Source organism: Microvirga solisilvae (assembly GCF_022808595.1).
GTDB lineage: Bacteria > Pseudomonadota > Alphaproteobacteria > Rhizobiales > Beijerinckiaceae > Microvirga > Microvirga solisilvae.
This window is the reverse complement of sequence record NZ_JAKUCN010000008.1, coordinates 26169-51699: the sequence shown is the minus strand read 5'-3', so window position 1 is coordinate 51699 and position 25531 is coordinate 26169. Positions and strand designations below refer to the sequence as shown.

The following is a 25531-nucleotide window of genomic DNA, read 5'->3' as shown; positions in this document are numbered from 1 at the left end:
CTGGCGCATGAATGTCGCTCACGAGAACAGGGCAGAAATTGCCCTGCCAATGCGACACTAAGAGAGTTAACAGCCGGTTGACACCTAGCCTTATAGGGAGGGGCTATGCGGCTTTGCGTCCCATCAGGGTCCGCTCCCAGCGCAGCGCCTGATCGACGATTTCCTCAAGATTGTCATGCTGCGGCTGCCATCCAAGGCTTCGGATGCGGTCGACCTTGGCCACGAGCTGGGCCGGATCGCCCGGCCGCCGGGGAGAGAGGCGTACTTCGAAATCGACGCCCGAGACCCGTTTGACCACATCAACAACTTCCAGCACCGAGGCTCCGTGACCGTAGCCGCAATTCAGAACTGCGCAATCGCCGCCCTCGCGCAGGGATTTCAGCGCCACGAGATGGGCGCGGGCGAGATCGTTGACCTGGATGTAATCGCGTACGCAGGTGCCATCGGACGTGGCATAATCCGTGCCGAACACGTCGAGATGGGGCCGCTGGCCGAGAGCCGCCTGGGCCGCCACTTTGATGAGGTGCGTGGCCTGAGGCGTCGACTGGCCCGAGCGGCCCTTGGGATCAGCGCCCGCCACGTTGAAATAGCGCAGGATCGCATAGCGCAGGCCATGGGCGACATGGGCATCCTGGAGCATCCATTCGCTCATGAGCTTGCTGCGCCCATAAGGATTGATTGGCGCGAGCGGCACGTCCTCGGATAGCAGGCCGGCCTCGCCATTGCCGTATACGGCGGCGGTCGAGGAGAACACGAAGTTCTTGATGCCCGTCTTCACGGCCGTCTCGATGAGTGCCCGCGTCTTCACGGTGTTGTTGAAGTAATAGCCCAGCGGCTCGGTAACGGATTCGGGCACCACGATGCGGGCGGCGAAATGCAGGATGCTGTCGATCCCGTGCTCCTCGATGACCTTAGCCACGAGATCCTGGTCGCCCACATCACCCACGACGAGGGTTGCGGCCTCGGGGATGGCCCAGCGGAACCCGGTCGACAGGTTGTCGAGGACCACTACCTGCTCGCCCGCATCCAATAGCTCGAGCACCATGTGGCTGCCGATATAGCCCGCGCCGCCCGTGACCAGAACCGTCATTCCCGCTTCTCCCTGAAGCCGCATGCTGCGGCGGTTTACCAAAACGCTTCAGCTTCAATTCAGGTCCAGGCCCATAAGGATGAAACACCGATGCATAAGGCGAGCATCCGGTGCTATGGGAACTTAAGCTTAACGGTAAGCGGTTTCCTTTTGCCACTCCTGCCTTAGTTTGTCCTCCCTCTCCCCTGCTAACCATGGCTCAATCAATGAAGCGCATTCGCAAAGCAGTCCTTCCCGTTGCCGGCCTCGGCACCCGTTTCCTTCCCGCCACCAAGGCGGTGCCGAAGGAAATGCTGTGCGTGGTCGACCGGCCCGTGGTGCAGCACGTGGTCGATGAAGCTCGGGCTGCGGGAATCGAGCATTTCATTTTCGTCACCGGTCGCGGTAAGGCCGTGATCGAGGACCATTTCGACATCGCCTATGAGCTGAACAAGACTCTGGAAGCCCGCGGCAAGACCAAGGAGCTGGAGATCCTCGCCAAGGACCAGCCCAAGGCCGGCCAGACGAGCTTCACGCGCCAGCAGGAGCCCTTGGGCCTCGGCCATGCGGTGTGGTGCGCCCGTGAGCTCGTGGGCGACGAGCCCTTCGCGGTGCTGCTGCCCGACATGCTCAGCCGTGGCTCCATGGAGCAGATGATCGCGGCCTACGACAAGCATGGCGGCAACATCATCGCCGTGGAGGAAGTGCCGGAAGACCAGACGCACCAATACGGCATCGTCTCGGTCGGCCAGGAATTCGGCCAGACCTTCGAGATCACCGGCATGGTGGAAAAGCCGCCGAAGGGCACCGCCCCCTCGAACTACATCATCTCCGGCCGCTACATCCTCCAGCCCGAAATCTTCGACCTGCTCTCAACCCAAGAGCGCGGTGCGGGCAACGAGATCCAGCTCACCGACTCGATGATCCGCCTCATGAAGGAACAGAAGTTCTTCGGCATGAAGTACGAGGGCCGCACCTACGATACGGGCTCGAAGATCGGCTTCCTGATGGCGAACGTCGCCTATGCCCTGGAGCGCGAGGACCTCGGCGCCGGCTTCCGCCAGGAGCTGGAAGCCTTCCTGCGCCAAAAGTAACCGGGTTTCAGGGTTCCTCATGGCCGCCCGCTTATGGTAAAGGGCGGCCATGGCACTTGCACAGACAAAATCCTCCGCCGACCAGGCCGTCGCCTCTGCCCTCCGCACGCTCGAAACCGAGCGCGAGGGCCTAAGCATCCTGATGGACGCCATCGGCAACGGGCTCGGCCCCCTCTTCACCGCCGCCGTCGAGACCATCGCCGCCGCCAAGGGCCGCGTGATTGTGACCGGCATGGGCAAGTCCGGCCATATCGGCCGCAAGATCGTGGCGACGCTGGCCTCCACCGGTACGCCCGCCCATTACGTCCACCCGGCGGAAGCCAGCCACGGCGATCTCGGCATGGTGCAGCCGGAGGACGTGATCGTCGCGCTCTCCTGGTCCGGCGAAACGGCGGAGTTGGCTGACATCATCGGCTATTCGCGCCGCTTCCGGGTGCCGCTGATCGCGTTTACCTCCAACGCGGGGTCGACCCTGGGCCACGCCGCCGACATTTGCCTGACCCTGCCCAAAGCGAAGGAGGCCTGCCCGAACGGCTTGGCTCCCACCACCTCCACCACGATTCAGCTCGCACTGGGTGATGCGCTCGCCATCGCGCTTCTCGAGCGACGCGGCTTCACGGCGGAGCATTTCCGCGTGTTCCATCCGGGCGGCAAGCTAGGCGCGCGCCTCAAGCTCGTGCGCGACATCATGCACAAGGACGAGCGCCTGCCGCGTGTCGGCGTCGATGCGCGCATGGACGAGGCCATCGAGGAAATCGGCCGCAAGGGTTTCGGCTGCGTGATCGTGACGAATCCGGACGGCACGCTCGCGGGCATCGTCACGGACGGCGACCTGCGCCGGAATCTCCGCCCCGATCTCGGCACGCTGCCGGTGACCGCCATCATGACCAAGACGCCGCGCACCATCGCGCCGGATACGCTGGTGGCAACCGCGCTCGAGATCGAGGAAACCGCACGCATCACCGCGCTGATCGTGGTCGAGAACGACAAGCCCGTGGGCCTCGTGCATTACCTCGACCTGCTGCGTGCAGGCGCTGCCTGATCACAACGTAGCCTCACCCTGAGGTGCGAAGCGTCTCGAAGGGCGAGGCGTTTCCAGAAAGCACTGGAACCTCCTTCGAGACGGCGCTTACGCGCCTCCTCAGGATGAGGTCCACGCTTTGTTGGGAATCGAAAATAACTGACCGTCAATCCCGGTCGGGAGCCCCGAGCGGAAAGAACGAGCGATAGGGACGCGCCTCGTCCACTGCGCGCGCGAATGACGGACGTGCGAGCAAACGCTTGCGATAGCTGAGAACATTGGTGTGCTCTGCGTCGATTGGGTGCGCCCAATCCGCATAGAACAGTGACGGAGCCGCCGCGCAATCGGCCATGCTGAAGCCGTCTCCCGCTGCCCATTCCCGATTTGCCATCGTGTAATCGAGCCACGCATAGGCCGTATCGAGCATTCTCCTTGCCTCGACGACACCATGAGAATCGCGATCCGATTCCGCGCGGATGCGGTCGGCCACGATCTTCTGCATCGGCGTCATGACGTAATTGTCGAAGAAGCGATCCATCATCCGCACGTCGAGAGCCGCACGCGGATCGTCGGGAACGAGCTTCACGGGGCCGGGATGATACAAACCCAGATGTTCGATGATGATGCTCGCCTCGACAACCGTGCGCTCATCGTCGACGAGAACGGGAAACTTTTTGATCGGCCAGAGAGACGCGAGTTCCGCATGCGCCGGCTCGTCGCCGAGCGTTCGGTATTCGAACGAGATGTCATTCTCGTAGAGCGCGATCAGAACCTTCTGGCAGTAGGACGAGAAGGGATGCGCATAGAGCTTCAAGGCCATTCTTACTGCTCCTGAATTTTCAGGGGTCGTCCACTACCAGGGTCGACCCTTCCACGCGCACGACGCGAACCCGCGCACCTTTGAGGCGATCGGCACCGGTGACGCGCCAAGAGCTGTCATCGACACGGATGCGCCCTTCCCCGTCCTTGATCGGCGCGTCCAGCGTGAACACGCGCCCCACCAACGCTTGGCCACGCTGATTGAGATGAGCGGCAGATGCTTCCGCCTGATCCTTCGAGCGCGTGACGAAGCGGCCGATCACAACCGCCGCCACTGAGAGCAGCGCAAAGATGATGGCAGCGCTCTGCCAAGACAAATCGAGCGCGGCATCGAGCAAGCCGGTTACGACGGCGGCAAGCCCGAGCCAGAGGAAGAAGATGCCGGGCGCGAGCAACTCGATGCCGATCAGCACGAGGCCGAGGATGATCCAGCTCCAGGCGCCGAGACTGATGAAGGCATCGCGGATCATGAGCGCTCGGCTCCCTTCGTGACGGCAGGCACGCTGCGCGCAGGCCTCGGCGAAGCAGGGCCGCCATCGCCACCGAACACGGATTTCGTCAGTTCCGCGATGCCGCCGAGCGTGCCCGCGAGGCCCGCCGCTTCGATGGGCACGATCACCACCTTCTGGTTCGGTGCCGTCGCGATGCTGCGAATGGCGTCGATGTATTTTTCCGCCACGATGAAGTTGGCCGCCGCGAGATCGCCGCTTGTGATCGCATTGCTCACCATGGACGTGGCCTTCGCTTCGGCTTCCGCCAGGCGCTCGCGTGCTTCAGCGTCCCGGAAAGCCGCTTCCTTGCGGCCTTCGGCCGAAAGAATCTGCGACTGCTTTTCACCTTCGGCGCGCAGGATTTCCGCCTGCCGCAAGCCTTCGGCTTCGAGAACGGCGGCGCGCTTCTCGCGCTCGGCCTTCATCTGCCGCGCCATGGCGCCGGCGAGATCCTGCGGCGGGAGAATGTCCTTGATCTCGACGCGGGTGACCTTTGCGCCCCAGGGCGAGGCTGCGGCATCCATGACGCGCAAGAGGCGCTCGTTGATCTCGTCGCGATGCGAGAGAAGCTGGTCGAGATCCATGGAGCCGACCACCGTGCGGATGTTGGTCATGGTCAAGACCAGAAGCGCCTGATTGAGGTCAGAGACTTCGTAAGAAGCGCGAGCCGGATCGAGCACCTGATAGAACGCCGCCGCGTCGATGGTGACGCCCGCATTGTCCCGGGTGAAGGCTTCCTGGCGCGGAATGTCGAGCACCTGCTCCATGACATTCACGCGCTTCCCGATCTGGTCGATATACGGAACGATGAGGCCGAGGCCCGGCGTCAGCGTGCGCGAATAGCGCCCGAAGCGCTCGACCGTATAGGCATAGCCCTGCGGCACCGTCCTCACCCCCATCGCGATCGTCACGACGACCACGAGAACAAGAACAATCACGAAAATATCGAAACCACCCAGCATGGAACCCTCAAGGCAACGGAATTGCGTACACACAAGCTATCCGATAGGGGCAAAAACTCCTAGTGGCTCTTACAAGCTGCTATTCTACCTCCCGGAGGCTCCACCATGCCGCGATATTTCTGCCAGGATCACCCTGACCAACTTGAACTCGAAGCAGAGGTTGTCGATGCACGCCCTGGAGCAGTCCTTCTCGCCCAATCGCCCTTCTTTCCCGGCGGAGGCGGACAGCTGGCCGACAGGGGCACAATCGCGTGGTCAGGTGGCATCGTGGGAGTTGAGAGGCTGGAGCCCGCCGGCGAAGGCTTATGGCATGTGCTCGCGGAACCGGTGACCGTTCAAGGCACCGTGCGCGCCAAGGTCGATGCGGAATTCCGCCATCTCATGTGCGAGCTGCACACGATGGCGCATGTGCTCAACAGCATCGTCTATCGGGATTTCGGCGGCGCGCTTCTGACGGGCGCGCAATTGGCGGAGGACGGAACCTTCCGCGTCGATTTCGACATGCCGGGCGTTTATCCCGACTGGCTGCGCAGCTTGGACGGTCCCATGAACGACGTCATCCGCCAGGATCTGCCGATCCGCACCTTCTCCATGCCTTGGACGGAGGCTGAAGCGATCCCCGGCATGTTCCGCAGCAAATCCGTCTCGCCTCCGCCGCAGGAGGATGGAACGGTGCGCATCGTCGAAATCACAGGCCTCGATCGGCAGGCCTGCGGCGGAACGCATCTGGCCTCGACCGGCCAAGCGCGTCCCGTCCGCATTCTGAAAGTGGACAACAAGGGCAAGCGAAACCGACGCATCCGCGTCGGCTTCGCTGATTGATCGTCAAATCCAGCCCTGAAGCTCGCGCTCCACGATGTGGTTGATCACGCGCATGCCTTCCGGAGAATCGTTGAGGCACGGCAGATAGGCGAATTCCTCGCCCCCGTTATGCATGAAGATCTCGCGGTTCTCGCCGTCGAGTTCTTCCAGCGTCTCAAGGCAATCCGCGGAGAAACCGGGAGCAACGATCGCCATGCGCTTCACGCCGCTTTTCGCCAGAGCCTCCACGGTCTTGTCCGTGTACGGTTGAAGCCATTCCGCCTTGCCGAAACGCGACTGGAAGCTCATGCGGAACTTGTCCGCCGGCCAGCCGAAAGCCTCACGCATCAGGCGCCAGGTCTTCACGCATTGGCAATGGTAGGGATCGCCCTTCAGGAGATATTCCTTCGGCACGCCGTGGAAGGAGACGAGGATCACCTCCGGCTCGAAGGTGAGCTTGGCGAGTTCCTGCTTCATGGAGGCGACGACGGAGTCGATATAGACCGGATCGTCGTGATAGGGCGGCGAGACACGCACGGAAGGCTGCCAGCGCATGTCCATGAGCGCGCGGAATGCCTGGTCGCAGGCGGTAGCGGACGTTGCCGCCGCGTATTGCGGATAGAGCGGCACCAGAAGAATGCGGTCGCAACCCTGATCGAGCAGCGCCTGAATGCGCTCGCGAACTTCCGGCTTGCCGTAGCGCATGGCCCAATCGACGCTCACCTTGTCGCCGGCGATGCTCTTGATATGCGCCGCGACCCTCTCCGCCTGATTGCGGGTGATGGTCTTGAGCGGACCCTCGTCGAGCTCGTTGTTCCAGATCGTCGCGTAGTCGCGGCCCTTGGGCGCGGGGCGCTTGGTGAGAATGATCAGGTTGAGGATCGGCCACCAGAGCAGGCGCGGCGTCTCGATCACGCGGCGGTCGGAGAGGAACTCCTTCAGGTAGCGCCGCATGGGCCAGTAGGTGGTGCCTTCGGGCGTTCCGAGATTCATCAGAAGCACGCCGATTCGGCCCGACTTCGCAGGCGGGTGGTCCACGGGGCGCACGATCTGACCCGTTCCGGCAACGCTCACATGTTCGTTCATCGACTTAAAGCCCTTGAGACGCAGGCCCCGAGACGGAGACCACTCATTGATGGCGTTCTAGATAGTGACTTTTCACCTGTTACGCCAATGTGTTCCTGTTTCACATTGATGTAAGCCAAACCTCAGATCGGCGGGCTCAGGTTCGCCGTGGCTTTCAGCGGCGCATCGATGGCAACCCGCAGGCCTCCCGGATCGTAATCGACCTCGACCTTGGCATTGAGCTGGGTCGTCAGCACCCGGTGCAGCAGGCGCGAGCCGAAGCCTTGCCGGTCGGGCTGGGAGACGCTGGGGCCGCCCCTCTCCTCCCAGGCCATGGTCAGCCGCTTCTCATCGCCCTCGCCATGCACGTCCCAGGTCACGGCAACCTTGCCGTTGCGCACCGACAGCGCGCCGTATTTCGCGGCATTCGTCGTCAGCTCGTGAATGGCCATGCCGATGGGAACCGCGATCTCGGAGGGCAACTCCACGGCAGGGCCGTCGAGCGTGATCCGCTCACCCCGGACGTCGTTGTAGGGTTTGAGTTCCTTCTCCAGGATCTCACGCAGGGGCGCCATCTGCCACAGCGCTTCGGTGAGCAAGGAATGGGTGTTGGCCAGCGAGACGATGCGGCCCACGAAAGCCTTGTAGAATTCGTCGATGCTCGAGGCCGAGCGGGCGGTCGCGCCCACCACGGCCTGCACGGTGGCAAGCGTGTTCTTCACCCGGTGATGCAGCTCGCGGATGAGGAAGGATTGCTGGCTCTGCGCCTGTCTGCGCTCCGTGATCTCGTGCTGGGCCTCGCTGTAGAGGCGCCCGTTCTCGAGAGCGATGGCGGCCTGCGCGGCAAGGCCCGTCACGAGGCGCTCAGCCCTCTCCGCGAAGGCTCCCGCCCGCTCATGAGCAAAGAGCAAAAGGCCCTGGATCTGGCCATTGCGGGAGGAGACGGGGATCGCCATCACGCTGCGGATCCTGGCCCGATCCTGGGCGTGGTTCTCCTCCGAGGATGCTCCGAACTCAGGATCCTCCGCGATATCGTCGAAGCGAAGCACCCGATCCTGTTCGAACACGGCCGCGCAGATGGCGCCGATGGGAAGTTTCGCAAAAGCAGTCCGCGCGCCGCCGGAATTGTAGAGGCCATATTCCTCGGCGCGCGCGCCCGCATTGTCCGCATCGCCGCGATTGGAGAAATAGGCTCCTGCCTGCGCCCCGGTGAGCAGCACCGCCGCCTCGACCACGCTCTCGATCAAGCGGTCCACATCGAGTTCGGCGGCAAGCGCGCGGCCCGTCCGGTTCAGCACTTCGAGCGCCGCCGTTTCCGCCTGCAATTCGCTGGTGCGCAGCGCCACCTCCTTCTGCAGGAAGGCCTCGTTGGCGGCCTGCTCGCGGAATTGCTGGCTTGCCAGGGCCGTCAGCGCGGCGAGCGCCAGAAGCGCGATCAGCGCGAAGGCTCCATAGAGCCGCATCTGGACGGTCCAAGGGCCCCAATAGGCGTTATCAGGGATGCTGATGTTGATGTAGAGCGGCAGCTCGTCCACCCGACGATAGGCCCCGGTGCGGTCCTCTCCATTGACGGTGAAGGGATACACTCCAGCCACAAGATTTTTCTTGATGGCTTGGTCGAGAGCCGACTTGTCGATCGGCGCGAAAGACAGGCCGTCCTGGGGCCTCGGCAGTTGTGCAATCACCTTCCCGTCATCCGCCCGAACCAGCGTCACGCGGCTGCCCTTCGGCAGGCGCAGCTTGCTCCAGTAGGATTCGAAATAGGACAGGGCCACCGTGGCCGAGACGATGCCGTCGAAAGAGCCTGTCAGGCCATTGAGCCGGCGGCTGATGATGAAGGTCGGGCGCTTCGTCATGCGTCCGATGATCGGCTCGCCGATGAATAGCCCGACATCCGCTCTCACCTGAGCCCTGAAGGCATCCCGGTCTGCGGCGCTCGATGACGGCGCGGGGAAGGCCAAAGAGGTGAGACGCAGGCGGCCCGTGGAATCGTTGAGCCAGAGATTCTCGAAATAGGGCAGCGTTTCCCTGATCGTGACGAGATGCTGCCAATGCGGACGCGAGCCCTCGATCAGGCTCCAGTCATCGCCTTCAATGAGGGTCGCCACTTGCTTGAGAGTAAGGTCCGAGACCTCGAGAAGGCGGGCGGTGTGATCCGCCAGGAAATAGGCGTTTCCGGCAATATCCTCCACATTGCGCTCGATCAGGCGATTGCGCTGTTCCCAGGCGATATAGCCGAAGGTGAGGAGAATGAAGATCACGCCGAATAGACCCATGATCAGGGTCAGGCGGCCTCTCGCCAGCAATTGCCTGCGGCGTTTGAAGGATGAGCGGGACTGATCGGTGCGAACTGAAAGCTGCAAAATGAAAACGTCGGCTGATGATGCGATTCGCCTCAATGGGCGCCCAAGATGGCACAGTGGAGGCGAGACATGGAGGGGTAAATATCACCCTCCTCCCCTGAAAAGACAACGCCGGGGCCCTGAAACAGGCCCCGGCGCAGGATCGGAAGGCTGAGAAATCAGCGCAGAACGACGCGGCCCTCGACCTTCGGCGCGACCTTGCCGGCCTTGGCCACATACTCGATCACCTGGCTTGCCATGAGCTGGCTGGCGGAAGGATCGATCAGGTTCTTGTTGCCGGCGAACGCGCTGTAGCCGTCGCCGCCGCGCGCCATGAAGTCGTTGGTGGCGAGCTTGTAGGTCTTGGCGGGATCGAGATCCTGGCCGTTGACCTTAACAGCCTTGATGCGGCTGCCCGGGGGCTCCTTCATGTCGACCTCGAAGGTGAGGCCGGAAACCTGCGGGAAGCGGCCGCCGAGCTCGCGTACCTGGCTCACGCCGTTCTCGAGGCCGGCCTTCAGCTTGGCGCCGGTGATCTCCATGAGAACGGTGGTGTTGCCGAAGGGCATTTCGGCCTGGAAGTGGCGGCGTGTCAGCTTGGTGCCTGCCGGATATTCCTTGTCGGCACGCAGGCCGCCGCCATTGGTCACGGCCACGTCGGCGCCGACTGCGGCTTTCAGGGCATCGGCCACGAGGTTGCCCATGGCGGCCTCGCCTCCGCGCACGGTGGCGCGGCGGCTGTCGAGCGGCGTTTCCGTCACGCCGATTTCAACGTCCAGCTCCTTGGAGAGCTTGTCCTCATAGCCCTTCACCACGGCCTCGATCTCGGGATCGGCCTTCACGGAGGCGGTGTCGACGATGCGGAAATTCGGCGACCAGCTCACCGTGGTCTTGCCGTCCTTGGTGGCCTTGGTCACGGAAAGCTCCGTGACGACCACGTAATTGGCCTGCGACTCGGATTCGGTGAGCGTGACCTTGCCGTCATAGAAGGCGAGCAGGTGCTCGTCATGGCCGCCGATGATCACGTCCACGCCGGCGGAGCGGGCGATGATCATGTCGACTTCGAGCGGCGTGTGCGCAACGGCGACCACGATGTCGACGCCCTTCGCGCGCAGATCCTTCGCCTTGGCGCGGGCCGCATCGATGGTGGACGAGAACTTGATGGTGCCGGGGCTCGACGCGATCGGCGTGTCCTCGGTGGTGAGGCCGAAGAAGCCGACCTTCACGCCCTGCACGTCCACGATCTTCTCGGGCTTGGTGTTGGCGGGTGCGCCGTCACCATCGACGATGTTGGAGGTGAGGATATCGAATTTGGCATCGGCCAGGCGGGCGCGGAACACCGCGTCGCCAAGATCGAATTCATGGTTACCCGGCGTCATGGCATCGACGCCCATGCGGTTCAGGATATCGATGACGTGCGCGCCCTTGTCGAAGCCCGAAAGCAGCGAGGGCGAGATGGTGTCGCCCGCATGAACGAAGAAGGCATTGCCCTTCGCCTTCTCTTCCTTGACGACGGTTGCGAGCTTGGCAAAACCGCCGCGGCCCTTCTCAGGCGACATCCGGTCGATGTCGTTGGTCTGGACGAAACGGATGGTCACGGCTTCCTGCGCCAGCGCCGTGCCGGACAGAAGCAGGGAGAATCCAAGGAAACCGGCGCGCAGGGCAGCGGAGGGTCGGCTGGTCAACATCGTCAAAGGTCCTCGATTTCGGGCGGCGCCCATCACACTCCTGGGAGCCTTAAGGCCGAAACGTGTCACAGAAGTAACAGCCTGTCGATCACTTCAGCGCCCAGATCCCCGGCAGAGAATGATGTCATTTTGAACCATATGGGCTAGAGACCGGGCAGGCATCCTCAAGAGGCACGCTCCATGACTGGCCCCATCGTCCAAGCCCTCGCCGCGTTCCGCAGGAACAAGCAGACGACCTCCTGGCTTCAGCTCCCATTCTTCCAGGACGGCAGCGCGGAACGGGTCGCGGAGAAGGTGGATGCGGTGATCGCGGCGGGCGGCCATGTTCTGCCCCCGCCGGAGGCCGTCTTCACGAGCATCACCCTGACGCCTCTCGACAAGGTCAAGGTCGTGATCCTCGGCCAGGATCCCTACCCGACCCCCGGCGATTCCCACGGCCTCGCCTTCTCCTATCGCGGCGCGCGGCGCCTGCCCGCATCGCTCCGCACGATTCTTGCCGAGATGGCGGCGGATCTCGATGCGCCCATGCCTAAATCCGGCGACCTCTCGAAATGGGCAAAACAGGGCGTGCTGCTCATCAACACGGCGCTGACGGTGGAAGCGGGCAAATCCGGCGCGCATATGAAATTCGGCTGGTCCGATCTCGTGGATCAGGCCATCGCGGCCATCTCTGCGCAGCAGCCTGCCGTGGTCTTTCTGCTCTGGGGCGGGCCTGCCCGCAAGCGGGCGGCGCTCGTCGATTCCGCCAAGCATCTCGTGATCGAGTCGGGCCACCCCTCCCCGCTCAACCGGCTCAACGACTTCAAGGGCACGAAGCCCTTCAGCCGCGCCAATGCCTGGCTCGTCGGGAAAGGGCTGAAGCCCATCGACTGGCGGCTCGATACCTGAACATCCTTGCCGAGAAACCTGCCCGGGAGTAGGTCTCTCGCAGCCAATGACCTGACACGTTTGGAGATCAGAATGACGGAATCCCTGTTCGGACAAGTCGAAGCCTTCGCGGGCGATCCGATCCTGTCCCTCAACGACAGCTTCAAGGCTGATCCCCGTAGCGAGAAGGTCAATCTCAGCATCGGCGTCTATACGGATGAGAAGGGCCGCCTTCCGGCCCTGGGCTCCGTCCGCGCCGCTTACGAGCGTGTCGGCTTTGCCGAGCGGCCCTACCTGCCCATGGATGGCCATCCCGGCTATCGCGAGGGCGTGCAGAAGCTGGTCTTCGGAGACAAGCATCCGGCCCGCGCGGAAAAGCGCATCGCCACGATCCAGACCATCGGCGGCACGGGCGCCGTCGGCATCGCGGCCGACTTCCTCGCCAAGCACGCGCCGGGCCGCGCGGTTCTCGTCAGCGATCCGACCTGGGAGAACCATCACGGCCTATTCCAGCGCGCGGGCTTCAAGACCACGACCTATCCTTATTGGGACGCCAAGAACCGCTCGGTCGATTTCGATGGCATGGTGAAGGCGATCGAGGCGGCGGCAGCCGGCTCCATCATCGTGCTGCAGCCCGTCTGCCATAACCCGACCGGCGTCGATCTCGATGCAAAGCAGCAGGCAGCATTGACGGATGTGCTCGTCGCCAAGCGCCACATCGTCGTGTTCGACATGGCCTATCAGGGCTTCGGCACGAGCCTGGAGGAAGATGCCTCCTTCGTGCGCCGTTACGCGGAACGCGCGAGCTGCCTCGTGGCGAATTCCTTCTCCAAGAATTTCTCGCTCTACGGCGAGCGCGTCGGCGGCCTGAGCGTCGTGTGCCGCGATGCGGACGAGGCCGAGCGCGTGCTCGGCCAGCTGAAACTCGCCGTGCGCCGCAGCTATTCGAGCCCGCCGATGACCGGCGGTCTTCTCGTCGCTACCGTTCTCGGCAGCGACGATCTTCGCGCCCAATGGGCCCGCGAGGTCGACGAGATGCGCGTGCGCATGGATTCCGTGCGCAAGCTTCTCGCCGAGGAGATCCGTAAAATCTCGAACGAGATCGACGTGAGCTTCCTCACCAGCCAGCGCGGCATGTTCAGCTATACGGGCCTGACCGCGCAGCAGGTGCGCGCTATGCGCGAGCGCGACGGCGTCTATCTCGTGGAATCGGGCCGCATGTGCGTGGCGGGTCTGAACGAGGAGAACGCCGCGAAGGTGGCGAAGAGCTTCGTGAACGCGAGCCAAGCCTAAAAGGCTAGCAGTCATCCCGGACGGCGAAAGCCGATCCGGGATCGCATGAAGAATGAAGCGCCATACTCGTCGTGCGATCCCGGGTTCCGCTACGCGGCCCCGGGATGACGCTTTTTAAAGACTTACTCCGCCGCAATCGGCAGCGTCGGCTGCTGCTCGGTGCGGAACTTGGCGAGGAGGTCCGCCTCTTCCTTCTTGGCGATCTCCAGGTTCCGTTCCTTGATGTGGCCGTAACCGCGGATCTTTTGCGGAATGTTGGCGAGGCCCACCGCAACCGCGTGATTGTCGGCGTTGAGCTTCGCCAAAATCTCTTCGATCCGCCCTTCGAACTCACGGATGAGTTCGCGCTCCGTGCGGCGCTCGTGTGTGTAGCCGAACACATCGAGCGGTGTGCCGCGAACGGCCTTGAACTTCGCCAGAACCCGCATGGCTTTCAGCATCCACGGGCCGAAGCTCATCTTCTTCGGAACGCCGGTGACAGGGTCCTTCTTGGCGAGAATCGGCGGAGCCATATGGAACTCGTAGCGCAGGTTCTCGCCCTCGAAGGTCGAGGCGACCTGACGCTCGAAATGTCCGTCCGTGTAGAGACGGGCCACCTCGTACTCGTCCTTGTAGGCCATGAGCTTGAAGAGCGAGCGCGCCACCGCATCCGTGAGCGCGGTCGAACCCGGAACAACCTTGGATTCCGCCTCGCGCACGCGCTGCACTTGCGTGCGATAACGCTTGCCGTAGCGCTTGTTTTGATAAGCGGAGAGGAACGCCACGCGACGCTCGATCACCTCATCAAGGGTCTCGGAGATTTTCAGCTCGTCGTTCGGCGCTTTCAACTCGCTCATCATGCCGGCAAGCAGCTCCGGCTCCGCCGCCGCGCGGCGTCCCCAGGTGAAGGCGGAGAGATTCATCTTCACCGCTTCGCCGTTGAGCTCGATGGCCTTCTCGATGGCAGCACCCGAGAGCGGCACATTCCCGTTCTGATAGGCATAGCCCAGCATGAACATGTTGGCGGCAATCGAATTGCCGAGAAGAGCGGTGGCGATTGCCGTCGCATCGACGAATGCAACACCCTGTTCGCCCGCAGCGCCCTTGATCGCGCGCTTCAGGCGCTCGGTGGGCAGCGAGAAATCGGCATTGCGCGTGAACTCGCCGGGCATGACTTCCGCCGTGTTCACCACGAGCGCTGTCTGTCCCTGCTTCACGGAAGCAAGCACCTTCTTGGTACCCGTCACCACGAGGTCGCAGCCGAGCACGAGATGCGCCGATTCCGCGCTCACACGGATGGCGTGGATGTCTTCCTGGCGGTTGGCGAGACGCACATGGCTGTAGACCGCGCCACCCTTCTGGGCGAGGCCGGCCATGTCGATCATGCCCATACCCTTGCCTTCGAGATGCGCCGCCATGCCGAGGATCGCACCGATGGTGACAACGCCCGTGCCGCCCACGCCCGTCACGATCACGTTGAACGTGCGGTCAATGGCGGGAATCACCGGATCGGGCAGCGGCTTGAACGTCATGCCATCCGTCGATGCAGTCTCCGGCACTGCCTTCTTCACCTTGGCGCCATGCACCGTGACGAAGGACGGGCAGAAGCCCTTCACGCAGGAGAAGTCCTTGTTGCAGTTCGACTGGTCGATCTGGCGCTTACGGCCGAACTCGGTCTGCACCGGCTGCACGGCCACGCAATTCGACTGCACGGAGCAATCGCCGCAGGCCTCGCAGACAAGATCGTTGATGATGACGCGCTTGTCCGGATCCGGGAACTCGCCGCGCTTGCGGCGGCGGCGCTTCTCGGAGGCGCAGGTCTGGTCGTAGATCATCACCGTGACGCCGGGGATCTGCGCCAGATCGCGCTGCACGGCATCGAGCTCATCGCGATGATGGATTGTCATGCCGGACGGCCAGCGGATCGATTTCGGATATTTGTGCGGCTCGTCGGTGACAAGGGCGATCCGCTCCACGCCTTCTTCCCGCACCTGACGGGCGATCATGTCGACGGTGAGCTTGCCCTCGTGTGGCTGACCACCGGTCATGGCGACCGCATCGTTGAAGAGGATCTTGTAGGTGACGTTGGTCTTGGTATCGACCGACCAGCGCAGCGCCAGAATGCCGGAATGGTTGTAGGTGCCGTCACCGAGATTCTGGAAGACGTGGCCGCGTTGAGAGAATGGCGACTCGCCGATCCAGTTCGCGCCCTCGCCGCCCATCTGCGTGAAGCCGTCGGTGGAGCGGTCCATCCACTGCACCATGTAATGGCAGCCGATGCCCGCATAAGCACGCATGCCCTCAGGCACCTTGGTGGACGAATTGTGCGGGCAGCCCGAGCAGAAATGCGGCACTCGGGTCGCCACGTCGTTCGTAATCTTCAGCACTTCCTGCGCATTACGCAACCGTGCCACGCGACCGCGCAGATCATCGTTGTTGTGGTATTGCAGAAGACGCTCGCCGATGACGATGGCGATGTCGTTGGGATCGAGCGCGCCCTTGACGGGGAAGAGCCAGTTGCCGCCCTCGTCCTTCTTGCCGATGCAGAGCGGCTGATTGGCGGTGCCATAAAGCTCCTCGCGCAGCTGCACTTCGATGAGGGAGCGCTTCTCCTCGACGACGATGACCTTGTCGAGGCCTTGCGCGAATTCCAGAAGCTCGCGCTGCGAGAGCGGCCAGGGGCAAGCGACCTTGTAGAGGCGAAGGCCCATGTCGTTGGCCTTCACCTCGTCGAGGCCGAGCTCGTCCATGGCTTGGCGCACGTCGAGATAGGACTTGCCGACGGTGATGATGCCGATCTTTGGGTTGCGCCCGCCGGAGAGAACGATGCGGTTGAGGTTGTTGGCGCGCACGAAGGCCAGCATGGCGTCGCGCTTGTAGTCCTGAAGGCGCGCTTCCTGATCGAGCACGCCGTCGCGGTTGCGGATGTTGAGCCCGCCCGGCGGCATGATGAAGTCATCGGGCATGACGATCTTCACGCGATCAAGCGAACCATCCACCGAGGCGGTGGATTCGATGTTGTCCTTCACGCATTTGAACGCCACCCAGGTGCCGCAGAAGCGGCTCATGGCGTAGCCGTAGAGGCCGTAATCGAGAATCTCCTGAACGCCGGCGGGGTTCAGGATCGGGATCATCACGTCGACAAAGTGGAATTCGGATTGGTGCGCGACGGTCGATGACTCAGCCGTGTGGTCGTCGCCCATGAGCGCGAGCACACCGCCATGCTGCGAGGAGCCCGCCATGTTGGCGTGGCGGAACACGTCGCCGGAGCGGTCGACGCCGGGGCCCTTGCCGTACCAGAGGCCGAACACGCCGTCATATTTGCCGTCGCCGCGAATCTCCGCCTGCTGCGAGCCCCAGACGGCGGTCGCCGCCAGTTCCTCGTTGAGGCCCGGCTGGAAGACGATGTTGGATTGCTCAAGCCACTTCCGCGCCCGCCAGAGATTCTGGTCCAGGCCGCCGATGGGCGAGCCGCGATAGCCGGAGACGAAGCCGGCCGTGTTGAGGCCCGCCAGCCTGTCCCGCTCGCGCTGCATGAGCAGCATGCGGATGACGGCCTGGGTGCCGGTGATGAACACGTGATCCTTGGTGAGATCGTACTTGTCGTCGAGCGTAACGCTACGAAGCGCCACATGACCTTCGGCCATGCCGTTCCTCCTTGGAGCCCTCTTAGCCCCGCGCGCCGGTTTTCCGGTTCTCGTTGGTTTTTGGATTTATGTCAGTAATGCTGACATAATCGCCGGATCGCGTCAATCAAGCGATTCTAAAGTACGAGCCTTCGTTTCGCCTCCATTAACCATGATGCGTCTAGGTCATGGTTCCTGAGGCTTCCGCCCGTCCCCGGAAGCGCTGCTGTTAAAGACAACGCATGAAACACCGCCTTGGTCTCACCCTCTGCCTTGCCGCCCTGCTGACCGCCTTCAGCCTCCCGGCCTTCGCGCATCCTCATGTCTGGATCACCGCCAAGGCGGAGGTGGTCTTCACTGACGGCAAGGTGACAGGCATCCGCCACCATTGGGTCTTCGACGAGGCCTATACGGCCTATGTCACCCAAGGGTTGGACAAGAACAACGACGGTCAGTTCTCCCCGGAGGAGCTGCAGGACCTGGCGACCGAGAACGCCGCCTCCCTCAACGAGTTCGAGTATTTCACGACCCTGAAGGTGAAGGGCAAGGCGCAGGTCTTCGACGAACCCCGGGAGGCCCGGATGGTCATGGAGGGCAAGCAAGTGGCTATGTCGTTCCTGCTGCCGCTGAAATCCACTGCGCCTGCGGGCGGCACCCTCGCCATCGAAATCGACGACCCGACCCTCTTCGTCTATTTCAGCCTCGCCGATCAATCTTCCGTGACCCTCGCCAGCGCGCCGCAGGGCTGCATCACCAGCATCGCCAAGGCGAAGCCCCTGGATGCCGCCATGCAAAAGATCTTGCAGGATGAGGGCGCGATCCAAGCGAACCCGAACACGAGCTTCGGCGTGGAATATTCCAACAAGGCCATCATCGCATGTCCGTGACGTCTGCTCCCTTAAGCTCTCCGGCTTCCTCCCGGTCGCGGCTCTGGCAGCGGCTTGGATTGATGCTGGCCGCAGTCGCCGTCATTGCCGCTGCCATGAGCCTGCTCGCCCTGTGGATCGGTCCCATCGGCGCACCGCCGCCGCGCAGTCCCTTCGGCATGGGCGTGCGCGAGGCCGCGCCCTCCGGCGATTTCGGCGCATGGATTCTCTCCATCCAATCCGGCTTCTATGCGAGCCTTCAGGGAAGCGTGCGGGCCTTGAAGGAGAGCGGCGCGGCTTGGGGTTCTCTTCTCTTCGTCGGATTCGCCTACGGTGTCTTCCACGCCGCAGGCCCCGGACACGGCAAGGGCGTGATCTCGGCCTATCTGGTGGCCGACGAGAAGGCCTTGCGCAAAGGCTTCATCCTGAGTTTTGCCGCAGCCTTCGTGCAGGCATTGGTTGCCATCCTCATCGTCGGCACGGTGAGCGTGGTGCTGCGCGCCACCGCCTCCACCATGAACAAGCTTGCCCTGAACGTGGAGTTGTTCAGCTTCATCGCTGTCGCTCTGCTGGGCCTTGCGATCACGTGGCGCAAGAGCGGCAAGGTTCTGGGTGTGCTGGCACTCGCGAAGAACCCCTTGGCCAATGTGCCTGAAGCAAGCTGCGATCACGTGCACCTGCCGCCGCCCGAAGAGATCGACCGCCTCACCCGCTGGCGCGACATGGCGGGCGTGGCGATCGCTGCCGGCATTCGCCCCTGCGCGGGCGCGCTGATCGTGCTCGTCTTCTCCCTGGCGCAGGGCCTGTTCGCGGCAGGCATCGCCGCCACCTTCGTCATGGCGCTCGGCACGGCGCTGACCACCAGCGCCATCGCGGCCGTGGCCGTTTTCGCCAAGACCCTCGCCCTGCGGCTTGCGGGCGGGCGCGGCGCGACGGGCGCCATCGCGGTTGCGGCTCTCGAGCTTCTGGCCGCTGCCTTTGTCCTCGTACTCGGCGCAAGCCTGCTCATCGGACTCTGGAGCCAGGGCCTCTGAAGGGTTGCATGAAGCGCAAAGCTCGCCGCGCAACCCTTCATTTGCATGCGTTGTGACCTGGAGAGCGCCCCGCTATAGCTCCGCCGTCAGGACAGGGAGCAACAGGTGCCCAATTCGTCGTCAGCGAGCGCGCATCGTCTTTACGAAGACATCTTCGCCGGATTCACCGGCACGCTGATGGTGGCATTGGGCGTGACCCTCTACACGAAAGTCACCTTGCTCACAGGCGGCACGGCGGGGCTCGCGCTGCTCCTGCAATACGCGACGCAGCTCGATTTCGGCACGCTGTTCTTCGCCATCAACCTGCCCTTCTACGCGCTCTCGATCCTGCGGATGGGCTGGAAGCTCACGGTGCGCACCTTCCTCGCCGTTCTGCTGGTGTCCTATCTCGCGAAGCTCACGCCGGGCTGGATCGGCATCGAGAATCTCAACCCGATCTATGCGGCGGTGGCGGGCGGCGTACTGATGGGCGTGGGCCTGCTCGTTCTCTTCCGCCACCGTACGAGTCTCGGCGGCGTCAACATCCTCGCGCTCTACGCGCAGGAGCGCTACGGCATCCGCGCGGGCTATGTGCAGCTCGCCATCGATGCGGTGATCCTGCTCTCGTCGCTCTTCGTGATCGATGTCGACAAGGTCGCGCTCTCGCTCGTCGGCACCGCCGTGCTCAACCTGATCCTCGCGACGAACCATCGGCCAGGACGTTACACGGGTGTCAGCTAAAGCCCCAGCGATCCACCATCCGAGCGCGGATCGTGCACGGCCTCGACACGGCCGTTGCGCGGATGTTTGACCAACATGCCCGCATGGCCCATGGCATCCGCGTAGGACTTGCCGATCTCCTCCACCGGATGACCGTAGCTCGATAGTGCACGCAGCAGGCTCGGGTCGAAGCGGTCCTCCACCTTCAACGTCACTGACGGCGCCTTCCAGCTCTTGCCGAACGTCCAACGCGGCGCATCGACCGCATCCGCGAGGCTCATGCCGAAATCCGCGTACCGCGTAAAAATCTGGCCGAGGATTTGCGGCTGCGGCTCGCCACCCATGGTTCCGTAGGAGAGCACACGCCCGTCGTTGAACACCGCGAGTCCCGGATTGAGCGTGTGGAACGGTTTCTTGCCTGGCTCCAGCGCGCGCATGCTTTTCGGATCGAGCGAGAAGGCAAAGCCCCTGTTATGCCAGTGAATGCCGGTCGATGGCAGCACGCAGCCTGATCCAAACGACCAATAGACCGACTGAATGTAGGACACCGCCAACCCATCCTTGTCGATGCAGCCCATCCAGATCGTGTCGCCATCGGCGGGGCGCGGCGGATACGGCGCAGCACGACGCATCTCGATCATCGCCGCTTCCTTCTCGAACACCTCACGTGTGAGGAACGATGCGGGATCGAGCGTCAAATCACTCGGATCGACAATCACCTTGTCGCGGATCGCAAAGGCTCGCTTCGCAGCTTCGATCAGCCCGTGATGATGCTCGGGCGTCTCGCCATGCTTCACGTCGAGGCGATGAAACAGGCCGAGCATGAGAAGCGTAGCCAAGCCCTGGCTCGGGGGCGGCATGTTGTAAACGGTCGAGTGCTTCAACTCCACGGAGAGCGGCTTCACCACGCGCGCCTGATAGGTCTCGATATCTTTTCGCGTGATGGGGCTTCCGATGCGCTCAAGATCGGCGGCGATCTCGCGCCCCACATCGCCGCGATAGAAATCGGCCAACCCCGCATGGGCCAGCTGCTCCAGCGTCTCCGCGAGCTTGGGAGCGCGACGCGTCTCGCCTGCCGCCTGCAACTTGCCGTCGATCAGGAAAGCGTCAGCGAAGCCGGGAGCAGCGAAGAGCGCTTCCCGCTCCAGCAGGCCATAGCGCCCCTCGGACGCGCCGATCCTGTAGCCTTCGCGGGCAAGGCGAATGGAATCGGAAAGCAGCATGTCGCGCGGCAATTGCCCGCCGAGCGCCTTGGCGAGTTCGAGCGCCAGGCCCCAACCGCTCACCGCGCCGGCGACGGTCAGCGCCGCATCGGGTCCACGCGGCGGGATGCTCTCATACTCTTTGTTCCGGTAGCGCTTGATGGTGGCGAGCGACCCGGCAGGCCCCGAGGCGTCGAGGGCATGGACCCGGCCCTTGGGCTCCCGCACCAGCCAGAAGCCGTCGCCGCCAAGCCCGTTCATGTGCGGATAGACCACGGCAATGGTGGCCGCCATGGCGACCATGGCCTCCACGGCATTGCCGCCCGAAGCCAGGATCGTCTGGCCGGTCTCGGCGGCCTGCCAATGGGGGGCCGCGACGGCGGCGGTCGAGAAAACGGGGGTCTCAGGCATGCTTTTTTAAGGACGCGACAGAATGGAGGTTCAAGGGAAACTTGCACCGGAGGGGGCGTTTAGGGTAGTCCCTTCCGGCATCGATCAAGGAGTACGAGACTGTGGCTCAGGCGAAAAGCACCAACTGGCGCAACCTCATCACCATCATCAGCATCATGATCCTGGTGGGCGCGGAAGTGTTCGGCGTGGCGATCTCCGCCGGCTGGGCCATCGCCGGCCTGTTCGAACTCGGCCACATCGTGGGCTATGTGCTCATGGGCCTGTTCAGCCTGCTCGCCATCTATTTCCTCGTGAACCTCTGGCGCCGCTGCGTCGCCGTCGAGCCCCTGGCCGAATAAGTCTAAGGGCTCGCCTTACACATCCGCATCACGACCGGGTCCGCATCAGGCGGCACATAGGCCTCCATGGGGCGGCATTGGCCTGACATGCAGATCCGCCAATCCGCCGTCGCGCCCGAGCGGCGCATGACCACCTCGAATTGCGGCGGCACCTTCGGTCTCCAAACGTAGACGCCGTTGACGAGCCGCGCCTCCGGCGGCGGCTCCATGCCTGCGCCCGAGCCCTTCACCCTCGCCTCGACGAGTTCGAGGCCCGCAGGCGTCGCGCGCCAATCCTCCTCCCACGCGATCTTTTCGACCGAGTGAGTCCAGGCAAGGGTCATCGCGCTCACCATCAGCGGCGCGACGACCTTGCCTGCGACGAGGCAGATCATGAATGCGCGGGCGTGAGCGGCGCCGCAGCCTTGCGGGTTTTCCAGACATGGTACCCGACGAAGAGCGCCGACAGCACGAAGCCGATCTCGTCGGTGATCGGAAGCGCGGCGACGAGCAAGGCCGCAGCGGCCGTCGCCCAGAGACGCTCCCACCATGCCAGAGGCTTCAGGAAGAAGCCGATGGCCGCCATTCCCCACAGCGCCATGGCGAGCGTCGCCTTGAGCACGATGTAGACCACCGCCATCCAATAGCCCGCGCCCTCGAGCCCCGGCACGGGCTGCAGCATCAGGTTCGGATCGTACACGGCCATGTAGGGCACGACGAAGCCCGGCAGCGCGATCTTCACCGCCTGCACGCCGATCTTGAGGCCCGATTCCTTCGCCATCGGAGCCGCAGCGAAGGCCGCGAGCGCCACAGGCGGCGTGAGATCCGCCATAATGCCGAAATAGAACACGAACATGTGCGAGACGATGAGCGGCACATCGAGCTGCAGCAGAATGGGCGCGGCCAGCGACGAGGTGATGATGTAGTTCGGAATCGTCGGAATGCCCATGCCGAGGATCAGGCTGAAGATCATCGTGAGCACGAGGGCAGCAAAAATGTTGTCCTTGCCGATGGAGATCATCCAGGTGCCGACGATGGTGCCGAGACCTGTCAGCGTCATCGTGCCGATCACGATGCCGACGACGGCGCAGGCAAGGCCGACCGGCAGCGCCTGACGCGCACCATCCGCCATGGCATCGACGCAGGCCTGAAGCGTCGTACGCCCGCGTCCCGAGAAAGCGTTCCATAGGGACAGAGCTGCGACGACGGCAACGACCAGCGTGACGCTCGATGCAAGCGAATACGCCGAGACGAGCGCGAGGCCGATCCAGAACGCGACGCGCAGGGCAGGCGTGCCGAGGCCCATCACGATGGCCGTACCGAGAATGAGCGCCACGGTCAGCGACAGGCCGACCGCGCCGGCAAAGAGCGGCGTGTATCCGGCAAAGAGCAGGTAGACGAGAACGCCGAGCGGCGCGATGAGAAACCACTTCGTCTTCAGCTCCGTCCACGCATTCGGCAACTCGGATTTCGGCAGGCCGCGCAGGTTGCGCTTACCGGCCTCCAGATGCACCGCGAGATAGCAGGATGCGAAGTAGAGGAGCGCCGGAATGATCGCAGCTTTCACGATCTCCGAATACGGCACGTCGATGGTCTCGGCCATGATGAAGGCGACCGCACCCATGACCGGCGGCATGATCTGGCCGCCCATGGACGACGTTGCCTCGACGCCGCCTGCGAAGGCCGAGGGGAAACCGAAGCGCTTCATCAGCGGAATCGTGAATTGGCCCGAGGCCACCACATTGGCGACGCCCGAACCTGAGACGGTGCCCATGAGCGCTGACGACGCCACGCAGACCTTGCCCGGTCCGCCCTGCTTGTCGCCGAACACGGCCATCGAAATGTCGTTGAAGAAATCGATGACACCCGCCTTCTCCATGAAGGCGCCGAACAGGATGAAGAGGAAGATGTAGGTCGCGGACACCAGAGTCGGCGTGCCGTAGATGCCTTCCGTACCGAAGGCCATGTGCTCGATCACCTGTTCGAGCGAATAGCCGCGATGATCGAGCGGCGCAGGCAGGTAATTGCCGAACAAGCAATAGGCGAGGAAGAGGCCTGCCACGATGGGAAGCGCAATGCCCATCACGCGCCAGACCAGATAGAAGAGAACCACGAGCGCGGCGATGCCGGAGATGAGATCGCCCGTCGTCATATCACCGGCGCGGATCACGAGATCGTTGTACAAATACCATTGATAGAGGCCGACCGCGAAAGCCACGACGCCCACGAGCCATCCGACCAGACGCATGGCCGGAGATCCGGAGCGGTGATTGGCGACCATCGCTGCTGCAACGAGACACAGGAAGCCTACATGGAGCGCGCGCACGACCTGGCTCGGCACGCTGCCGCCGAACCAGAGAACGAGGCCAAAAGCGACCGCAATCGCCAGCCATCCGAGTAAGCCGTCGACAATGCTGCGCCGACGCACGGCCAGCGCGACCAGCCATGCGGCCCAGGCTACCATGACGACGCCGAGAATCTGGAACAGGCTCACGCCTGCAATGAAGGGCTGATCGAGCGGGATGCCGAAGGACGTGATGATCTGGAAGGTGGAAAACGACACCGCGATCCAGAAAAGAAGCCGACCCCAGAGCCCTTCACCGAAATTCTCCGGCAAGCCATGCTCCGGATTCACGCTCTCGGAGGGAGCCTCCATCTGGGCGAGTTCGGATGTGTTTGCACTCTGGCTCATCGCGCCGCGTCTCCTGAAAAATTTATTGTTCTTGTCATTAAAAAGCCGGAGCAGTTCACCTGCCCCGGCTGGAATGTAAATCGTTCGAAGGGATTAGGAGCCCTTCTTCACGCCCTTCTCGTCGAAATAGCGCTGTGCACCGGGATGCATCGGCACCGGCATGCCGGAGAGAGCGCTGTCGAGCTTGATGTCCTTCGCGGCGGCGTGCGCGGCCGCAAGATCGGGCAGGCTCTCGTAGATCGCCTTCGTCATCTGATAGACGGTCTCATCCTTCACGCCGGAATGGGTGACGAGATAGTTCACGACGGCGGCGGTCTGCACCGGCGCGGTCTGGCCATCATAAGTGTTCGCCGGAATCGTGACCTTCACATAGGGCGTGCCGACCTTGTCCACGACGGCAGCGGGGATCTCCACCACGACGATCGGAACGGAGGTGGCGAGATCGCGGATCGAGGACACGCCGAGGCCTGCCGATTGCAGCGTGGCGTCGAGCTGGCGGTTCTTCATGAGCTCGACGGATTCGCCGAAGGGCAGATACTCGACCTTGCCGAGATCCTTGTAGGTGAGGCCTGCGCCCTGCAGGATCGCGCGGGCGTTGAGCTCGGTGCCGGATTTCGGAGCACCGACGGAGAGACGCTTGCCCTTCAGGTCGGCCAGCGACTTGATGCCGGATTCCTTGGTGGCCACGATCTGGATGTAGTTGGGATAGATGGCGGTGACGCCGCGCAGCTTGTCTTGCTTGGCCTTGAACCCGGCCTCCTCATCGCCCGCCCAGGCCATGGCCAGGCTGTCGCCGAGGGTGAAGCCGATCTCGCCCTTGCCCTGCTGGAGAAGCGTGAGGTTCTCAACGGAGGCCTTGGTGGCCTGGACGGAGGGACGCGAGCCCTGGACTTTTTCCGTGAATACCTTGGAGAGCGCCACACCCAGCGGGTAATAGACCCCCGAAGTGCCGCCGGTCAGGACGTTGATGAAATCCTGCTGCGCCTGGGCCGGCATGCTCGCCCCTGCCAGAGCCAGAGCGGTCGCGGCGCCTACGAGACGGCGCATGATGGATCTTTTCATTAAGCGTACTCCCTATATTTTCGGCAGCATTGTTGCACTGCCTGTGTGTGAGCCTAGTTTTGGCTGCTGACGAAGTTTTCTCAAGAGGCTAAGAGGGACTTAATCCTGCCACCTTGGTCGGTAGGGGTCAG

21 protein-coding genes are annotated in these 25531 nt (G+C 63.2%); 9 read left to right on the top strand and 12 right to left on the bottom strand.

Annotation, left to right across the window (positions count from 1 at the left end; all coding sequences use genetic code 11):
* Nucleotides 1-103 precede the first annotated feature (103 nt).
* The gene (gene galE / locus MJ639_RS15280) at nucleotides 104-1090 is read right to left on the bottom strand and encodes a UDP-glucose 4-epimerase GalE (RefSeq protein WP_243374611.1); all 987 of its coding nucleotides are present in this window, start codon (nucleotides 1088-1090) and stop codon (nucleotides 104-106) included.
* Between the two features lie 206 nt (nucleotides 1091-1296).
* Here galE and galU point away from each other — a divergent pair, with 206 nt between their 5' ends.
* Both galU and MJ639_RS15270 read left to right on the top strand, forming a co-directional pair.
* Nucleotides 1297-2163, top strand: coding sequence for a UTP--glucose-1-phosphate uridylyltransferase GalU (gene galU / locus MJ639_RS15275; RefSeq protein ID WP_243374609.1), 867 nt, complete (start codon nucleotides 1297-1299; stop codon nucleotides 2161-2163).
* Nucleotides 2164-2212: 49 nt separating this feature from the next.
* Nucleotides 2213-3205 (top strand): KpsF/GutQ family sugar-phosphate isomerase, encoded by a 993-nt coding sequence (locus MJ639_RS15270; RefSeq protein ID WP_243374606.1) that lies wholly within the window; start codon nucleotides 2213-2215, stop codon nucleotides 3203-3205.
* 145 nt (nucleotides 3206-3350) lie between these two features.
* Here MJ639_RS15270 and MJ639_RS15265 read toward each other — a convergent pair whose 3' ends face one another.
* From MJ639_RS15265 to MJ639_RS15255, 3 genes are read right to left on the bottom strand one after another with little or no spacing between them, the layout of a single operon-like run.
* Nucleotides 3351-4004, bottom strand: a complete 654-nt coding sequence (locus MJ639_RS15265) for a glutathione S-transferase family protein (RefSeq protein WP_243374604.1) — start codon at nucleotides 4002-4004, stop codon at nucleotides 3351-3353.
* Between the two features lie 19 nt (nucleotides 4005-4023).
* Nucleotides 4024-4473 (bottom strand): NfeD family protein, encoded by a 450-nt coding sequence (locus MJ639_RS15260; RefSeq protein WP_243374594.1) that lies wholly within the window; start codon nucleotides 4471-4473, stop codon nucleotides 4024-4026.
* On the bottom strand, nucleotides 4470-5456 hold the full coding sequence (locus MJ639_RS15255) for an SPFH domain-containing protein (protein ID WP_243374593.1): 987 nt from the start codon (nucleotides 5454-5456) through the stop codon (nucleotides 4470-4472). The genes MJ639_RS15260 and MJ639_RS15255 overlap by 4 nt, the downstream gene beginning before the upstream one ends.
* Nucleotides 5457-5561: 105 nt before the next feature.
* Here MJ639_RS15255 and MJ639_RS15250 point away from each other — a divergent pair, with 105 nt between their 5' ends.
* Nucleotides 5562-6278: an alanyl-tRNA editing protein gene (locus MJ639_RS15250; RefSeq protein WP_243374591.1), complete on the top strand. Its 717-nt coding sequence runs from the start codon at nucleotides 5562-5564 to the stop codon at nucleotides 6276-6278.
* 3 nt (nucleotides 6279-6281) lie between these two features.
* Here the strand turns inward: MJ639_RS15250 and hemH are convergent, their stop codons facing one another.
* From hemH to MJ639_RS15235, 3 genes are all read right to left on the bottom strand, one after another.
* Nucleotides 6282-7343 (bottom strand): ferrochelatase, encoded by a 1062-nt coding sequence (gene hemH / locus MJ639_RS15245; protein ID WP_243374589.1) that lies wholly within the window; start codon nucleotides 7341-7343, stop codon nucleotides 6282-6284.
* A 122-nt stretch (nucleotides 7344-7465) separates the two neighbouring features.
* On the bottom strand, nucleotides 7466-9685 hold the full coding sequence (locus MJ639_RS15240; protein WP_243374579.1) for an HWE histidine kinase domain-containing protein: 2220 nt from the start codon (nucleotides 9683-9685) through the stop codon (nucleotides 7466-7468).
* Nucleotides 9686-9843: 158 nt separating this feature from the next.
* Complete coding sequence (locus MJ639_RS15235; RefSeq protein ID WP_243374577.1) at nucleotides 9844-11352, bottom strand: bifunctional metallophosphatase/5'-nucleotidase; 1509 nt, start codon at nucleotides 11350-11352, stop codon at nucleotides 9844-9846.
* Nucleotides 11353-11532: 180 nt separating this feature from the next.
* Between MJ639_RS15235 and ung the strand changes: the two genes are divergently transcribed.
* Complete coding sequence (gene ung / locus MJ639_RS15230) at nucleotides 11533-12240, top strand: uracil-DNA glycosylase (protein ID WP_243374575.1); 708 nt, start codon at nucleotides 11533-11535, stop codon at nucleotides 12238-12240.
* Nucleotides 12241-12312: 72 nt separating this feature from the next.
* Nucleotides 12313-13512, top strand: a complete 1200-nt coding sequence (locus MJ639_RS15225) for an amino acid aminotransferase (RefSeq protein ID WP_243374573.1) — start codon at nucleotides 12313-12315, stop codon at nucleotides 13510-13512.
* Between the two features lie 122 nt (nucleotides 13513-13634).
* On the opposite strand, the gene MJ639_RS15220 is transcribed toward MJ639_RS15225, so the two are convergent.
* Nucleotides 13635-17138: an indolepyruvate ferredoxin oxidoreductase family protein gene (locus MJ639_RS15220; protein ID WP_243374571.1), complete on the bottom strand. Its 3504-nt coding sequence runs from the start codon at nucleotides 17136-17138 to the stop codon at nucleotides 13635-13637.
* A 221-nt stretch (nucleotides 17139-17359) separates the two neighbouring features.
* Here MJ639_RS15220 and MJ639_RS15215 point away from each other — a divergent pair, with 221 nt between their 5' ends.
* From MJ639_RS15215 to MJ639_RS15205, 3 genes are all read left to right on the top strand, one after another.
* The gene (locus tag MJ639_RS15215; RefSeq protein WP_243374569.1) at nucleotides 17360-18004 is read left to right on the top strand and encodes a DUF1007 family protein; all 645 of its coding nucleotides are present in this window, start codon (nucleotides 17360-17362) and stop codon (nucleotides 18002-18004) included.
* Nucleotides 17995-19017: a nickel/cobalt transporter gene (locus tag MJ639_RS15210; protein ID WP_243374567.1), complete on the top strand. Its 1023-nt coding sequence runs from the start codon at nucleotides 17995-17997 to the stop codon at nucleotides 19015-19017. The genes MJ639_RS15215 and MJ639_RS15210 overlap by 10 nt, the downstream gene beginning before the upstream one ends.
* A 105-nt stretch (nucleotides 19018-19122) precedes the next feature.
* A complete protein-coding gene (locus MJ639_RS15205) occupies nucleotides 19123-19737 on the top strand; it encodes a YitT family protein (RefSeq protein WP_243374565.1) in 615 nt (204 codons plus the stop codon).
* On the opposite strand, the gene MJ639_RS15200 is transcribed toward MJ639_RS15205, so the two are convergent.
* Nucleotides 19734-21329, bottom strand: a complete 1596-nt coding sequence (locus MJ639_RS15200) for a gamma-glutamyltransferase family protein (protein ID WP_243374563.1) — start codon at nucleotides 21327-21329, stop codon at nucleotides 19734-19736. The genes MJ639_RS15205 and MJ639_RS15200 overlap by 4 nt on opposite strands.
* Nucleotides 21330-21430: 101 nt before the next feature.
* Between MJ639_RS15200 and MJ639_RS15195 the strand changes: the two genes are divergently transcribed.
* On the top strand, nucleotides 21431-21667 hold the full coding sequence (locus MJ639_RS15195) for a hypothetical protein (protein ID WP_423790807.1): 237 nt from the start codon (nucleotides 21431-21433) through the stop codon (nucleotides 21665-21667).
* A gap of 2 nt (nucleotides 21668-21669) precedes the next feature.
* Here the strand turns inward: MJ639_RS15195 and MJ639_RS15190 are convergent, their stop codons facing one another.
* The 3 genes from MJ639_RS15190 to MJ639_RS15180 all read right to left on the bottom strand — a co-directional run bounded on the left by MJ639_RS15190 (nucleotide 21670) and on the right by MJ639_RS15180 (nucleotide 25385).
* Nucleotides 21670-22041: a DUF1850 domain-containing protein gene (locus tag MJ639_RS15190; protein ID WP_243374561.1), complete on the bottom strand. Its 372-nt coding sequence runs from the start codon at nucleotides 22039-22041 to the stop codon at nucleotides 21670-21672.
* Nucleotides 22038-24338, bottom strand: coding sequence for a TRAP transporter permease (locus MJ639_RS15185; protein WP_243374559.1), 2301 nt, complete (start codon nucleotides 24336-24338; stop codon nucleotides 22038-22040). The genes MJ639_RS15190 and MJ639_RS15185 overlap by 4 nt, the downstream gene beginning before the upstream one ends.
* A gap of 93 nt (nucleotides 24339-24431) precedes the next feature.
* Nucleotides 24432-25385, bottom strand: coding sequence for a TAXI family TRAP transporter solute-binding subunit (locus MJ639_RS15180; RefSeq protein WP_423790806.1), 954 nt, complete (start codon nucleotides 25383-25385; stop codon nucleotides 24432-24434).
* Nucleotides 25386-25531 lie beyond the last annotated feature (146 nt).